The organism is Actinomadura syzygii (assembly GCF_008085905.1).
Classification (GTDB): Bacteria; Actinomycetota; Actinomycetes; order Streptosporangiales; family Streptosporangiaceae; genus Spirillospora; species Spirillospora syzygii.
Genome location: NZ_VSFF01000009.1, coordinates 395028 through 408729, shown reverse-complemented (window position 1 = coordinate 408729; position 13702 = coordinate 395028). Strand labels below are relative to the sequence as shown.

The 13702-nt window shown below is 69.3% G+C and carries 15 protein-coding genes; 9 read left to right on the top strand and 6 right to left on the bottom strand.

What is annotated here, in order from left to right:
* The first annotated feature begins 141 nt into the window (after window positions 1-141).
* The 6 genes from FXF65_RS24655 to FXF65_RS24630 all read left to right on the top strand — a co-directional run bounded on the left by FXF65_RS24655 (window position 142) and on the right by FXF65_RS24630 (window position 6200).
* Window positions 142-537: an ATP-binding protein gene (locus FXF65_RS24655; RefSeq protein ID WP_148352381.1), complete on the top strand. Its 396-nt coding sequence runs from the start codon at window positions 142-144 to the stop codon at window positions 535-537.
* Window positions 519-863, top strand: coding sequence for a hypothetical protein (locus FXF65_RS24650; RefSeq protein ID WP_148352380.1), 345 nt, complete (start codon window positions 519-521; stop codon window positions 861-863). The genes FXF65_RS24655 and FXF65_RS24650 overlap by 19 nt, the downstream gene beginning before the upstream one ends.
* Window positions 860-1084, top strand: a complete 225-nt coding sequence (locus FXF65_RS24645; protein ID WP_148352379.1) for a hypothetical protein — start codon at window positions 860-862, stop codon at window positions 1082-1084. The genes FXF65_RS24650 and FXF65_RS24645 overlap by 4 nt, the downstream gene beginning before the upstream one ends.
* 526 nt (window positions 1085-1610) lie before the next feature.
* Window positions 1611-2045 carry a hypothetical protein gene (locus FXF65_RS24640; RefSeq protein WP_148352378.1) on the top strand — a complete coding sequence of 145 codons (435 nt, stop codon included), beginning with the start codon at window positions 1611-1613 and terminating at the stop codon, window positions 2043-2045.
* A gap of 296 nt (window positions 2046-2341) precedes the next feature.
* The gene (gene acnA, locus FXF65_RS24635) at window positions 2342-5107 is read left to right on the top strand and encodes an aconitate hydratase AcnA (RefSeq protein ID WP_148352377.1); all 2766 of its coding nucleotides are present in this window, start codon (window positions 2342-2344) and stop codon (window positions 5105-5107) included.
* Window positions 5108-5186: 79 nt separating this feature from the next.
* Window positions 5187-6200, top strand: coding sequence for a helix-turn-helix transcriptional regulator (locus FXF65_RS24630; RefSeq protein ID WP_148352376.1), 1014 nt, complete (start codon window positions 5187-5189; stop codon window positions 6198-6200).
* Between the two features lie 17 nt (window positions 6201-6217).
* On the opposite strand, the gene FXF65_RS24625 is transcribed toward FXF65_RS24630, so the two are convergent.
* On the bottom strand, window positions 6218-6841 hold the full coding sequence (locus FXF65_RS24625) for a LysE family translocator (protein WP_148352375.1): 624 nt from the start codon (window positions 6839-6841) through the stop codon (window positions 6218-6220).
* 72 nt (window positions 6842-6913) lie between these two features.
* Between FXF65_RS24625 and FXF65_RS24620 the strand changes: the two genes are divergently transcribed.
* Both FXF65_RS24620 and FXF65_RS24615 read left to right on the top strand, forming a co-directional pair.
* On the top strand, window positions 6914-7852 hold the full coding sequence (locus FXF65_RS24620; RefSeq protein ID WP_148352374.1) for an aldo/keto reductase: 939 nt from the start codon (window positions 6914-6916) through the stop codon (window positions 7850-7852).
* A 58-nt stretch (window positions 7853-7910) separates the two neighbouring features.
* A complete protein-coding gene (locus FXF65_RS24615; protein ID WP_148352373.1) occupies window positions 7911-8630 on the top strand; it encodes a sulfite exporter TauE/SafE family protein in 720 nt (239 codons plus the stop codon).
* Window positions 8631-8652: 22 nt separating this feature from the next.
* On the opposite strand, the gene FXF65_RS24610 is transcribed toward FXF65_RS24615, so the two are convergent.
* Entirely contained in the window at window positions 8653-9285 is a 633-nt protein-coding gene (locus FXF65_RS24610; RefSeq protein ID WP_187412482.1) for a Uma2 family endonuclease, read from the bottom strand.
* Window positions 9286-9441: 156 nt separating this feature from the next.
* Between FXF65_RS24610 and mug the strand changes: the two genes are divergently transcribed.
* Window positions 9442-9996, top strand: a complete 555-nt coding sequence (mug, locus tag FXF65_RS24605) for a G/U mismatch-specific DNA glycosylase (RefSeq protein ID WP_148352371.1) — start codon at window positions 9442-9444, stop codon at window positions 9994-9996.
* Between the two features lie 15 nt (window positions 9997-10011).
* Here mug and FXF65_RS24600 read toward each other — a convergent pair whose 3' ends face one another.
* The 4 genes from FXF65_RS24600 to FXF65_RS24585 form a co-directional block, all read right to left on the bottom strand.
* Entirely contained in the window at window positions 10012-10437 is a 426-nt protein-coding gene (locus FXF65_RS24600) for an ASCH domain-containing protein (RefSeq protein WP_246199086.1), read from the bottom strand.
* A 194-nt stretch (window positions 10438-10631) separates the two neighbouring features.
* On the bottom strand, window positions 10632-11453 hold the full coding sequence (locus FXF65_RS24595) for a carbohydrate ABC transporter permease (protein WP_148352369.1): 822 nt from the start codon (window positions 11451-11453) through the stop codon (window positions 10632-10634).
* On the bottom strand, window positions 11450-12343 hold the full coding sequence (locus FXF65_RS24590) for a carbohydrate ABC transporter permease (protein WP_246199064.1): 894 nt from the start codon (window positions 12341-12343) through the stop codon (window positions 11450-11452). Before FXF65_RS24590 ends, FXF65_RS24595 begins: the two co-directional genes overlap by 4 nt.
* A 4-nt stretch (window positions 12344-12347) precedes the next feature.
* Window positions 12348-13655, bottom strand: a complete 1308-nt coding sequence (locus FXF65_RS24585; protein WP_246199063.1) for an ABC transporter substrate-binding protein — start codon at window positions 13653-13655, stop codon at window positions 12348-12350.
* Window positions 13656-13702 lie beyond the last annotated feature (47 nt).

The window sequence follows — 13702 nt, the reverse complement described above, 5'->3', positions numbered from 1 at the left end:
ACAAGCGCGGCTCAACCGGACACAAACCGCAGCGAATTCCGCTGTGGGACTTGAGCCCAGGACGCGCCTGGTTTGTAACGCACGGTACATGACTGATGACTGAATGTCTCAGGTCACAGAGCACATTCAAAGGTCGTGGTCATGGCAGTAACAGCACTGGTCTCGGAGGCTCCGCCGCCGCTGGTTCTTGAGCCGAGTGAGAGGGCGCCGTGGATCGCGCGGCGGTTCTTGGTCGCTCGGTTCTCGGAGTGGGGGATCGCGGACGACTCTCTCGGGCGGGTCGTGGTCAGTGAGCTGGTCACCAACGCTTGGTTGCACGGGGAAGGGGTGATCGTCGTGCGGATCTTTCGGGACGAGCACGACGGCCGTCCGGTCGTGGAGGTGTGGGACGGCGGGGAAGGGCGACCGGTCGTCCAGGAGGAAGACCTCAGCGCTACCTCGGGACGGGGGCTGCGGCTGATGACGGAACTCGTCCACGAGTGGGGTGTTCGGACGCTCAACGAAGGAGGGAAGGTCACGTGGGCCAAGCTTCGCTGACCGGGGTGCGCGCGAAGCTTCGCGTCCGTTATCTGGACTGGCGGACGGCGTACGAGCGCGACACGGTGGTGCGTCATCTGGAGGCGCTCGCGCTCGAGTTGGAGCGGCGCGGGTGGCGGTGCGTGCGCACCTATCAGGAGGTCGTCCCGGTGCGGACGCCGTTGCTGCGGGTCTACGGCGGGAGGATGGCCGTGACGTTGTGCGTCCTCGCCGTGCCGGAGAGACGGTGGGGGATTCACGAGGCGGCGCGTGGGCGGGACGGGTTCGTCTGTCACTGCGGGGGAGACGCGGCGCTGGTCGTCGACCGGTTCCTCCGGCGCGGATGAAGGACGAGGCCGTCGCTTTGCTGCTGCTCGGGCACCTGTTTCCCGGCTGGACGATCGCCAAAGAGCGGGACGGCGGCTGGAGTGCGTCGCGGCGCGTCTCGTCTGGTGACCTGGACGGGCTGCTCGAACGGCTGACCGCCGCCGATCCACGTGCCGCGCGGCGGGCCGTCCGGCTGCTGAGTGCCTGTGAGGTGAGGCCCGACGGCGACAACGATCCTTAGACTCCGCCCCGTGTCGTGGCTTCCTGTGCTTTCGGATATCTGAACGCGCTGCACGGGCGGCCTTCCGGGGCGCCGGTGTGAATCAGGCGCAGGAACGCACCTGGTGCTCATCGCGGCGGAGCAGGCCGTGCGGGCCGCGGTCGAAGCCTCCGCCGCCTCCGCGACCGAATTCGCAAAGGCGAGGACCATTCCGTCGCCGACTATCAGGCCGAGTTCCAGTTGTTCAGGGACCGGCTTCACGAACTCCGGAACGCCATCCGCCAGGATCTCGGCGTGAGCGCCCTCCGCGGACACGTCCCGATCTGACCGGATCCGGGGATGCGGCCTTCGAACTGCCCGGCATTGGGATCGGGTGTGTCCAAAATTGTTCGAGCATGTACCGAACACCATTTTCGACCTGTGCTCTAAATGGTGGAAATGGATTTGATAGGGGTGTTCTTCGTCGCGATGGCCGGTGAGAATCGGCTCACGCCTCCGGCCGGGGCCTGTTCACCGATCAGTTCTCAACGCGAAGGAGTGGCCAGGAATGACGATCAGAGCGATGGGCAAGGCCGCGGTTCTCGTCGGGGCGGCCGCGGCGACGCTCGCCGGGGGCACCGCGCACGCCGCCCAGGCCGGGAGTGTGTCCGCGCCGAAGGCGGGCCCGGCGAAGGTCTTCGGGGGTTCGTCCGGTCCCTACCACCTCACGAAGAACCAGACCACGAAGTACGCGGTGGTGGATCGCAACGTGCAGATCTGTTTCAACATCCGCGGCAGCAGTCTGGGTAAGGGATATGCCGTCTACATCCTGCGTTACATGGGTCCGGGAATTCCCAACCAGGTGATGTGGGAGGCGGAGTACTGGGGCCCGAAGAACAGGACGTGCTCGCCCTGGGTCAGGAGCAACGGCCCGAACGCCGGGGGGATGTTCACCCAGAGCGGCGCGAACCCGACCGGTGATTTCTGGGTGTACTGGAACTAGCCGCCTCCCGCGCTCCGGGGCACGGTCCGATCGGGCCGTGCCCCGGGCGCGTGTCGGCCGGGGATGCAAGTAGCTTGATGTCGAGATAAATTCGAGGTAGCTTGACATCAAGAGAAAAGCTGCCGAAGTTGGGCGGCCCTGGTGCCGTGGCGCGTCCCCGACTAAGGCAGGATCAAGGTAGGCGAGGACCCGCTTCGCCGCGCGGTGAGCGCAGGCCGAAGGGGCGGGCATATCGAAGATCGAGATGAACGCCGCGCGCTCCCGTCAGCCGCGCGGTGCTGACGGAGGAGGAGTCCGTGTCCGCGAACAGCTTCGGCAGCCTTGACAAGCTGCAGGTTGGCGACAGGTCGTACGACATCTACCGGCTGGACGCCGTCGAGGGCTCGGCCCGTCTCCCGTACAGCCTCAAGGTGCTGCTGGAGAACCTGCTGCGCACCGAGGACGGCGCGAACGTCACCGCCGACCACATCCGCGCGCTCGGCCAGTGGGACTCGCAGGCCCAGCCGAGCAAGGAGATCCAGTTCACCCCGGCCCGCGTCATCATGCAGGACTTCACCGGCGTGCCCTGCGTGGTCGACCTCGCCACCATGCGCGAGGCGGTCCGCGACCTGGGCGGGGACGCCAGCAAGATCAACCCGCTGGCACCCGCCGAGATGGTGATCGACCACTCCGTCATCGTCGACTACTTCGGCTCGCCGGACGCGTTCGAGCGCAACGTCCAGCGCGAGTACGAGCGCAACCGGGAGCGCTACCAGTTCCTGCGCTGGGGCCAGACGGCGTTCGACGAGTTCAAGGTCGTCCCGCCCGGTACGGGGATCGTGCACCAGGTGAACATCGAGCACCTCGCCCGCGTGGTGTTCGACCGCGACGGCGTCGCCTACCCCGACACGTGCGTCGGCACCGACTCGCACACGACGATGGAGAACGGCATCGGCGTCCTCGGCTGGGGCGTCGGCGGCATCGAGGCCGAGGCCGCGATGCTCGGCCAGCCGATCTCGATGCTCATCCCGCGCGTGGTCGGCTTCAAGCTGACCGGCGAGCTCCCGGCCGGAACGACCGCGACCGACCTCGTCCTCACCATCACCGAGATGCTGCGGCAGCACGGTGTCGTCGGCAAGTTCGTCGAGTTCTACGGCGAGGGCGTGCACGCGCTGCCGCTGGCGAACCGCGCCACGATCGGCAACATGAGCCCCGAGTTCGGCTCCACCTGCGCCATCTTCCCGATCGACGACGAGACGCTCAGCTACCTCCGCCTGACCGGGCGCAGCGAGGAGCAGATCGCGCTCGTCGAGGCGTACGCGAAGGCACAGGGCCTCTGGCTCGACCCCTCCGTGGAGCCCGAGTTCTCCGAGTACCTGGAGCTCGACCTCGGGACCGTCGTTCCGTCGCTCGCCGGGCCGAAGCGCCCGCAGGACCGCATCTCCCTCGCCGACGCCAAGCAGACCTGGCGGCGGGACGTGCAGAACTACGTCGCCAGCGTCCAGGGCGCGGCGGACGAGGCGTCCAACGAGTCCTTCCCCGCCTCCGACTCCCCGGCGATCAGCCACGACACCAACGGCGACAAGCCCCGGCACGTCGACCTGAACGGCTCGTTCCGGCCGCACAACCGGGTCCCGGTCACGCTGGACGACGGGACGGCCTTCGAGCTCGACCACGGCCACGTCGCCGTCGCCGCCATCACGTCCTGCACGAACACGTCCAACCCGTACGTGATGATCGCCGCGGCGCTGCTGGCGAAGAACGCGGTGGAGCGGGGCCTGACCCGCAAGCCGTGGGTGAAGACGTCGCTCGCGCCCGGGTCCCAGGTTGTCACCGACTACTACGAGCGCTCCGGCCTCGCCCCGTACCTCGACAAGATCGGCTTCAACCTGGTCGGGTACGGCTGCACGACCTGCATCGGCAACACCGGCCCGCTCCAGCCGGAGATCTCCAAGGCCGTCAACGACAACGACCTCGCCGTCACGGCGGTCCTGTCCGGCAACCGCAACTTCGAGGGCCGGATCAGCCCGGACGTGAAGATGAACTACCTCGCGTCCCCGCCGCTGGTCATCGCCTACGCCCTGGCCGGGACGATGGACATCGACATCCTCAACGACCCCATCGCCGAGGGCACGGACGGCCCGGTCCACCTGCGCGACATCTGGCCCGCGCCGGAGGAGGTCGCCTCGATCGTCGAGTCGTCCATCGGGCAGGAGATGTTCGCGGAGAGCTACGCCGACGTCTTCAAGGGCGACCAGCGCTGGGCCGGCCTCGACATCCCGTCCGGCGACCTGTTCGAGTGGGACGCCGCGTCCACCTACGTGCGCAAGGCCCCCTACTTCGACGGCATGACCGCCGAGCCGGAGCCCGTCGCCGACATCCACGGCGCCCGCGTCCTCGCGAAGCTCGGCGACTCGGTCACCACCGACCACATCTCGCCCGCCGGGTCCATCAAGGTCGGGACGCCCGCCGCGCAGTACCTCCAGGACAACGGCGTCGCCGTCAAGGACTTCAACTCCTACGGCTCGCGGCGCGGCAACCACGAGGTCATGATCCGCGGGACGTTCGCCAACATCCGGCTCCGCAACCAGCTCCTGGACGACGTCGAGGGCGGCTACACCCGCGACTTCACCCAGGAGGGGTCGCCCCAGTCGTTCATCTACGACGCCGCGCAGAACTACGCCGCGCAGGGCACGCCGCTCGTCGTGATCGCGGGCAAGGAGTACGGGTCCGGGTCGTCCCGCGACTGGGCGGCCAAGGGCACGGCGCTGCTCGGCGTCCGCGCCGTCATCGCGCAGTCGTACGAGCGCATCCACCGGTCCAACCTGATCGGGCTCGGCGTGCTGCCGCTCCAGTTCAAGGACGGCGAGTCCGCCGAGTCGCTCGGCCTCACCGGCACCGAGACGTTCGACATCACGGGCGTCACCGCGCTGAACGAGGGCGGCGTCCCGGACGAGGTCACCGTCAAGGCCGACGGCAGGGAGTTCACGGCGACCGTCCGCATCGACACGCCGGGCGAGGCCGACTACTACCGCAACGGCGGCATCCTCCAGTACGTCCTGCGCAACCTGATCGGCAAGTAGCCGAAGGGAACGGGCCGCTCCGGACGGAGCGGCCCGTTCGCCATGGTGCGCGCGGCCCGGCGGGGCCACACTGGTGGACATGGTGACGGTCGGTGATCGACTCCATCGGAAGCTGCGCGAGGCGCTGCTCCCCGGCGCCGGGCTGGAGCGGATCGGGGCCGAGCTGTCCCGCGTGATCGCGCCGGTCGTGGCGCACGACGCGCTGCGGTGCGGGGTGATGAACCCGGCGACCGGCTGGGGCGTCACCTCGATGGCGTTCTGGCACGGGTACGACCCCGGCCTCGGCCGCGCGCTGCTCACCGTGGACGGCGTGACGGCCGACGTGCGGGAGCGGACGCGGCCCACGGTGGCCGTGGCCGGTCTCGGGTTACGCCCCCGCGCCCCGTTGCTCGGCCGCGAGCCGATCGGTACGGAACTGCGCCTCGCGCTGCGGGACGCGCGCGGCGTGCGCGGCGTGTGGGGCGTGCTCTGCCTGCTGCGGGCCGCCGACATCCGGCGTCCGTTCGACGACGCCGACGCGGCACGGCTCTCCGCGCTCGCACCCGCGCTCATCGCCGCGCTGCGCGGCTTTGTGACGGCGAGTCCCTGCACGCCCGCCGAACCCGGGCCGCCGCCCGGCATGCTCGTCATCGGCGCCGACGACCGGGTCCGCGCGACGACGCCGCAGGCGCGCCCCTGGCTGGACGCGATGACGGCGCGGCTCGCGGTGCCGGACTGGCTGTCGGAGTCCTCGTTCGCGTCCCTCGCGGTCGCGGCGCGCGAAAGCCCGCGGGCGCCGCGGCTGTGCGTCCCGTCCGTCGGAGTCGGCTGGTGGACGGCGATCGAGGCGCAGCCGCTCGGCGAGGAGGGCGACGTGGCGGTCGTGATCCAGCGCGCGACCGGGGCGCTGCTGCTCCCCTCGTACTGCGACTGGTACGGGATCACCGCCCGCGAACGCCAGGTCATCCAGCAACTCCAGCGGGGCGACGCGCCGAAGCAGATCGCCCGCGCGTTCGACCTGTCCGTCCACACGGTCAACGACCACCTGAAGGCGATCTTCCGCAAGACGGGCGCCGCCGGACGCGACGAGCTGATGGCGGCCGTCAACGCGTAAGACCTGTAGGGCGCTGCCTAGCGCTCGACCGCCAGGCGGATGCCGAAGCCGATGAACGCGAGGCCCGTGACCTGCTGGAGCCGCCGCTTGACGGCCGGACGCGACAGCGCTCGCCGCGCCGCCCGCGCGACGCCCACGATGACCGCGAGCCACAGCAGCGCCTCCGCCGCGTGGATGGCGACGAACAGCATGCTCGTCCAGAACACGGGGGAGCCGTGCGGGATGAACTGCGGTAGCAGGCTCAGGTAGAACACGCCGACCTTGGGGTTCAGCAGGTTCGTGGTGAGACCGGTGCGGAAGGCGGTGAGGCCGGACATGCGGGGCTCGTCCGCGTCGTCCTCCACGGCGGCGCGCCCGCGGCGGGCGGTCCACAGCGCCTGGCCGCCGAGCCACAGCAGGTAGCAGGCGCCCGCGACGCGCAGCACGTCGAACGCGATCCGGGACGCGGCCAGCACCGCCGTCAGCCCCGCCGCGCTCGCCATCGCCCAGCACACCAGCCCGCTGACCACGCCCGCGGCGGCGAGGTGGCCGGTGCGCCGCCCGCCGGTCACGGTCGTGCGGAGGACGAGCATCGTGTCCACGCCGGGGGTGACGGTCAGCAGCGCCGCCACCCCGGCGAACGCGAGACAGGCGGTGAGCATGCCGTCCATTTTGCCAGGAATGTTCCACGGGTCGACGGGAAAGGCGGACCCGAATCACGATTGGATGAAGGCATGACGGACCTGCAGAAGATCGGCGACCTGGACGTGTCCCCGCTGGCGCTCGGCGGCAACGTGTTCGGCTGGACCGCCGACCGGGACGCCTCGTTCCGCATCCTGGACGCCTACGCCGCGGCGGGCGGCAACCTCCTCGACACCGCCGACTCCTACTCGGCCTGGATCGAGGGCAACCGGGGCGGCGAGTCGGAGACGATCATCGGCGACTGGACGGCGGCCCGCGGCAACCGCGACGACATCGTCATCGCGACCAAGGGCGGACGCCACCCGGAGCACACGGGCCTGTCCGCACCGGTGATGCGCGCCGCCGTGGACGACTCGCTCCGCCGCCTCCGCACCGACCGCATCGACCTGTACTTCACGCACTTCGACGACCCGTCCGTCCCGGTCGAGGAGATCATGACGACGCTGGACGGGCTGGTCGCCGCCGGGAAGATCCGGCAGATCGCGGTGTCCAACATCGACCTGGACCGGCTGGCGGCGTCGCTGGAGTTCAGCGAGCGCGAGGGCACCGCGCGCTACGTGGCGATCCAGCCGCAGTACAACCTGGTGTCCCGCGACACCTACGAGGGGCCGCGCCGCGACATCGCCGAACGGCACGGGCTCGTCGCCATGCCGTACTACGGGCTGGCGTCCGGGTTCCTGACCGGCAAGTACCGTCCGGGGACGACCGTCGACAGCGCCCGGTCCGGCCGGGCCGCGCAGTACCTGGACGGCGAGCGCGGCCAGAAGGTGCTCGCCGCGCTCGACATCGTCGCCGAGGAGCAGGGCAAGGCGGTCGCGACCGTCGCGCTGGCCTGGATCGCCGCGCAGCCGACCGTCGTCGCGCCCATCGCGAGCGCCCGCACGCTCGACCAGCTCCCGCCGCTCGTCGACGTCTTCCGCACGACGCTGACCGCCGACCAGCTCGACCGCCTCACCGAGGCGTCCGCCTGATTCGGGCCGCCCGATATTGGGATGAGTCCGGAAAGCGCGACATGTAACGTCACACGGCGTGCCGGAAATCGACTTCCTCCTGTTCGGCGGCCTGGCCGCGCTGATCGGAGCGGTGGTCCAGGGCAGCGTCGGCCTCGGCGTCGGCCTGGTCGCCACCCCGATCGTCACGATGCTGTTCCCGTCGCTGATGCCGGGGTCGATCCTCGTGGTCGCACTGGCCCTGCCGGTCGCGACGCTCGCGCAGGAGGTCGGGCACGCCGACCTGCGCGGGCTCGGCTGGGCGTTCGGCGGACGCCTCGTCGGGACGCCGTTCGGCGTGCTGCTGGTCGCGGCCGTCCCGCAACGCGCGCTCGGGATCGTGATCGGCGGCGTCGTCCTCGCCGCGCTCGCCGTGACGGCCTGGTCCCGGGAGGTGCCGCGCAATCGCCGGACGCTCGCCGCCGCGGGCGTCGTGTCGGGCGCGACCGGCACCGCGTCCGGCATCGGCGGCCCGCCGCTCGCGCTGCTCTACCAGCGGGAGAGCGGCCCACGGGTGCGCGCGACGCTCGCCGTGTTCTTCATCGTCGGCGCGCTGCTGTCGCTCGCCACCCTCGCCGCGGCGGGACGGCTCCCCGTCCAGCAGATCACCGCGGGCGTGGCCCTGGTCCCGTTCGTCCTAGCGGGCTTCGCCGCCGCCGGCCCCCTACGCCGCTACCTGGACGACGGCCGCCTCCGCACCGCCCTCCTGGTCGTCGTAGGCACCTCCGCGATAGCCCTGATCGTGCGCAACCTGCTCTGAAGCGCCGCCCTCCGCGGGCGCCTCAGAACTCGACGAGCGCCCGCGGCTCGAACCGCACGGTGAACGGTTTGTCGGACTGCACTTCGACCTCCAAGGTGTCCGTGGCCTCCACCAAACGGTCGAGGCGGTAGGCGCCGGTCTTGTTGCCGATGGGGTCGGTCTCATAGTCGCTCAGGGAGAAGACTCGGACTCTCGGCCTGGGGGCGTAGTCGACGATCCAGTAATGGGGAATGTTCATCGCAGCGTACTCTCTGAGCTTGCGATGGCGGTCGGTGCGTTCGCTTCTACTGCCCGGCGAGACCACCTCGGCGACGAGTTGCAGGTCGCGGCCCGAGATCACGGCCGGGCCGTCGTCCCTGAACCACTCCTGAGCGACGCTTCTGGGCACCACGAACACGTCGGGTTTGCGAATGCCCGCGGACGTGGTGATCTCCCAGTCTCCACCTCTGTCCACGTAGACGGACGCGCCCGCTTCCACGGCTGCCGCCTCGATGAACTCGTGAAGCCTCCGGTAAGCGAAGTTGTGCACGGGGCTCCGCGCCGACTCGATCAACCAACCGTCTTCGAGTTCCAGACCTCGGCCTTCGTCCGCTTGGGCGTGCAGATCCTCGGCTGTGTAGGGGCCAAGACTGCCCTGGTCAAACGCGACGTCCACGGTCCTGCTCCCGTCGGATGGTGCGACAAATCGATGGAGGGGCAACGTATCCGCCCAACCTTCACCCAGAGTAGTGATGTGAATGCATTTTGGAGTCACTTCATCGAAATGCGACGGCGAGAAGGCGGTCGGGCTGATCGTTCGTAGTCTGGTTCGATGCGTCGTCCGACTAAGGCTGAGCTTGAGGCTGCTCGTGATCGTGTCATTCCGGACGTTCTGCCGTTGGACGGTGGGACGCTCCGTGTCCTGTTCAGCGGCATCAACCCCGGGCTGTACTCCGGTGCTACGGGGCGGCATTTCGCGCGGCCTGGGAACCGGTTCTGGCCCGCGTTGTACCAGTCCGGGTTCACTGACCGGCTGCTGGATCCGTCCGAGCAGGAGCTTCTGCCGTCCTACGGGTTGGGCATCACCAACCTTGCGCACCGGACCACGGCGCGTGCTGATGAGCTGACCGCCGACGAGCTTCGCGAGGGCGGGCGCCGACTTGCCGAGCTCGTGGAGCGGCTGCGGCCGTCGTACCTGGCGGTGGCCGGGGTCACCGCCTATCGGACGGCGTTCGGGCGTCCGCATACCCAGATCGGTCCGCAGGACGAGACGTTCGGCTCCGCCCGGGTGTGGGTGCTGCCGAATCCGAGCGGCCTCAACGCGAGCTGGCCGCTCGACCGGATCGCCGGTGAGTTCCGCCGCCTGCGCGAAGCGGCGGACGCCTAGTGTCAGTTGGCGGCGTCAGGTCGCGTTGTTGAGCGCGGCGGTCGCGGTGAACATGGCGGTCACCTCGGTGACCAGCGTGGCCTTCGGCTCCCAGAGGCCGGGGCGGCCGAGCGCCACGATCGGCCGGGGGAGGGCCCGGACGTCCGCCAGGTGCCAGTGGTGGAGGCCGGGCTCCGACCAGGGGCCGCACTCGCACGCGCGGCCGCCCGCCGAGCACACGTCGGTGAGGTCGGCGACCGCGATGATCGCGCCGATGGTGGCGAGCGGGTCGCGCGGGTCCCAGCCGGCGGCCTGGATGAGCGGCGAGTCGCACGCCTTCAGGTCGACCCGCATCGAGGCGTGGATCAGCAGCGGACCGCGGTAGGCGGTCGGCAGGCTCTGGTTCGAGACGGACTTCCCGCCACGCGCGATCGCGAACGCCCAGGGCTGCTGAACACTCATCGCCTGCACGCGGTCATCTCCCTGCCGTCGACGTCGGACTTTCGCGGCGGGACGATCGGTGACACGTTCGATTCCCACCGCGGAGCTCCCTTTGATCATCCATGTGACGCGCGAGGGACCGGCGGGGTTGACGCGCCCGAGCACCTTCCCCTGCAATTCTCTCGGCGGCCCCGAAAACGGCTTTTCGGCGGGCCTCAGCCCTTCAGCGCTCCCGCCATGAGGCCCCGCATGAAGAACCGTCCGAGCAGGAGGTAGACGAGGACGGTCGGCAGCGACGCCAGTAGCGCCTCGGCCATCTGCTGGTTGTACTGGACGGCCACCGCGCCCGATCCGGCGGTGTTGTTCAGCATAACCGTGACCGGCCAACTGTCGGGAGCGCCGAGGAACACGGCGAACAGGAAGTCGTTCCACATCGAGGTGAACTGCCAGATCAGCGTCACCGCGAACGCGGGTCCGGACACCGGCAGGACGATCGACCGATAGGCGCGCAGCATCCCGGCGCCGTCCACCCGGGACGCCTCGATCAGCTCGTCCGGAATGGTCGCGTAGTAGTTCCGGAAGATCAGCGTGCAGATCGGGATTCCGTACACGACGTGCGCGAGGATCAGCCCGCGGATCGTCCCGGACAGTTCCATGTCCGTCAGCAGCCCGGCCAGCGGGATCATCACCGCCTGGTACGGGATGAACATGCCGAACAGGAAGAGCGTGAACACGACGTCCGCGCCGGGGAACCGCCATTTCGACAGGACGTAGCCGTTCAGCGAGCCGAGCACGGCTGAGATCAGCGACCCGGTCACGGCGATCTTGACGCTGTTCTCCAGGCCGGGGCGCAGCGCGTGCCAAGCCGAGCCCCAGCCGGACGTGCTCCAGTGGTCCGGCAGGCTCCACGCGCTGCTCGGGTCGGCCTCGTCCAGCGGCTTGAAACTGGTGACGACCAGCACGTACACCGGGATCAGGAAAAGCAGGACGAACACCAGCAGCAGGGCGAGCCTCGCCGCCCGCGCCGGGCGCGTCATCGGGGCCGCTCCCTGCGCACCGTCCACACCAGGTACGGGACGACGAGCACCGCCACCGCGACGAGCAGGTAACTGGCGATGGTCGCGCCGTTCGCCGGGTCGTGCCGGTCGAAGATCTCGACGTAGGTCGCGACGGCCGGGACGTAGGCGATGATCTGCTTCCCCGCGATCGCCATGATCAGGTCGAACACCTTCAGCGAGATGTGCCCGAGGATGATCAGCGCGGCCAGCGTCACCGGTCTGAGCTGCGGGAACACCACGTACCGGTACACCTTCCACTCGGACGCGCCGTCCACCCGCGCCGCCTCGCGCAGTTCCTCCGGGACGCTCCGGAACCCGGCCAGGTACAGCGCCATCACGTACCCGGACATCTGCCAGATCGCGGGCAGCGCCATCGCCGCCATGCCCCAGTCCGGGTCCTGCCACCAGTCGTTCGCCAGCGCCCCGAGGTGGAGCTTGTCGAAGAGCTGGTTGAACCCGACCGCGCGCTCCGGCGGGGCGGGGTTCATCAGCCAGCGCCACACGACCCCGCTGGCGATGAACGACACCGCCATCGGGAACAGGTAGACGACGCGGAACGACGCCTCGCCGCGGACGCCCTTGTCCATCAGGAACGCGAGAAACGCGCCGAGTACGAGCGCGCCGACGACGAACACGGCGGTGAACAGAAGGGCGTGCTTGACGGCGCCGGGCCAGCTCGGCTGGTGCCACAGGTCGACGAAGTTCCTGCCTTTGTCGAACCCGTATCCGCTGACCTCGTCATGTTTGCCGCTCAGCGCGACCCGCGTGTTCCAGAAGATGAGCCCGTAGACGAACAGGCCGATCGCGACGATGGACGGCGAGAGGAGCAGCAGACCGGGCAGCCACTTCTTGGCGCGGCGGAGTCTCACCGGTTCACAGGCCGCTGTTCTTGGCGGCGCTCACCAGCCCCTGCTGGAGTTTGCCCGCGTCCTTGTTCTGGAGGAACAGGCCCACCGCCGTGTCGATGTCGGTGTGCCATTTGTTGTTCGCGTTGACGCCGTGCCAGAAGGAACCCGCGAGCTTAGTGCCGGGGTTGTTCCACTGCTCGAACGCGTACTGGAGGTAGCCGGTGTAGAGGCTCTTGTCGGCGTCCTTGCGGGCGGGGATGGAGCCCTTCTTCGGGTTGAAGAGGTCCTGCCCCTCTTTGCTGGACACCTCCTTCAGCCACGCCTGGGCACCCGCCTTGTGGGGCGCGCCCTTGGGAAGGGTGAAACTGTCCGACAGCCACAGGTAGGTGCCGTCCGTGCCGGGCGCCGCCGCGTACTTGAAGTCGGTGTCGAGCTTCTTGCCGAGCCCGTTGGGCGCGCTTCCGGTGAAATAGCCGTACGCCCAGTCGCCCATGATGTTGAACGCGGCCTCGCCGTCCACGACGGCCTTCGCGGCGCCCTGCCAGTCGGTGGACGCGGCCTCCAGCGTCGTGTACCTCATGATCTCGGCGAAGTCGTCGAGCGCCTTCGTGACGGCCGGGGCGCCCCAGTCGGCGCCCGGCTTCCACAGCGCGTTGTAGGCGTCCGTGCCGAGGTCGCCGAGCAGGACGTTCTCCAGTAGGTGGTCGGCCGTCCACTGCGCGCCGAGCGACAGCGGAACCTTCTTCGTCCTGTCCTTGACGGCCTTCAGCGCGGTGACGAACTCCGCGACCGACTTCGGCGCGCCGGACACTCCGGCCTCCTTGAGGACGCCGGGGTTGTACCAGAGGACGTTCGACCGGTGGATGTTCACCGGGACCGAGTACAGGTGTCCCTTGTAGGTGATCTGGTCGAGGAGTTGCTGCGGATACACCGACTTGAGGTTGTTCTGCTTGAAGAAGTCGTCGAGCGGCTCGATCTGACCGGCCTTGATGTAGTCGAGCAGTTCCGCGCCCGCGTGGCCCTGGAACGAATCCGGGGGCTTGCGGTTCTGCAGGCGGCTCGCGAGGACGGCCTTCGCCTGCGTGCCCGACCCGCCGGCGATGGCGGCGTTGACGAACTTCGTCCCGGGGTTCTTCTTCTCGAAGTCGGCCTGCATCGCGGCCAGCCCGTCCGCCTCGCCGGGGCCGGTCCACCAGGAGAACACCTCGACCTTGGACCTGTCGTCGCCGGAACCCGAGTCCTCGTTCGCGCCGCAGCCGGATAAGGCCAGCGCACCGGTCATCGCCACGGCCGCGAACACCGTCCAGCGGCGCCTGGGAGCACGTACTCGCATCGTCCGTCCCTTCGGTTGCCCCGGAAAAGCAAGCGTCCGTTCGGACG

Bases quoted from the DNA above. Each gene is read 5' to 3' on its own strand.
- FXF65_RS24645 (WP_148352379.1), top strand. From the start codon at position 860: ATGAAGGACGAGGCCGTCGCTTTGCTGCTGCTCGGGCACCTGTTTCCC.
- FXF65_RS24595 (WP_148352369.1), bottom strand. From the start codon at position 11,453: ATGACGCGCCCGGCGCGGGCGGCGAGGCTCGCCCTGCTGCTGGTGTTC.
- FXF65_RS24640 (WP_148352378.1), top strand. From the start codon at position 1,611: ATGACGATCAGAGCGATGGGCAAGGCCGCGGTTCTCGTCGGGGCGGCC.
- FXF65_RS24625 (WP_148352375.1), bottom strand. From the start codon at position 6,841: ATGCTCACCGCCTGTCTCGCGTTCGCCGGGGTGGCGGCGCTGCTGACC.
- FXF65_RS24600 (WP_246199086.1), bottom strand. From the start codon at position 10,437: ATGAGTGTTCAGCAGCCCTGGGCGTTCGCGATCGCGCGTGGCGGGAAG.
- FXF65_RS24630 (WP_148352376.1), top strand. From the start codon at position 5,187: ATGGTGACGGTCGGTGATCGACTCCATCGGAAGCTGCGCGAGGCGCTG.
- FXF65_RS24655 (WP_148352381.1), top strand. From the start codon at position 142: ATGGCAGTAACAGCACTGGTCTCGGAGGCTCCGCCGCCGCTGGTTCTT.
- mug (WP_148352371.1), top strand. From the start codon at position 9,442: ATGCGTCGTCCGACTAAGGCTGAGCTTGAGGCTGCTCGTGATCGTGTC.
- FXF65_RS24585 (WP_246199063.1), bottom strand. From the start codon at position 13,655: ATGCGAGTACGTGCTCCCAGGCGCCGCTGGACGGTGTTCGCGGCCGTG.
- FXF65_RS24620 (WP_148352374.1), top strand. From the start codon at position 6,914: ATGACGGACCTGCAGAAGATCGGCGACCTGGACGTGTCCCCGCTGGCG.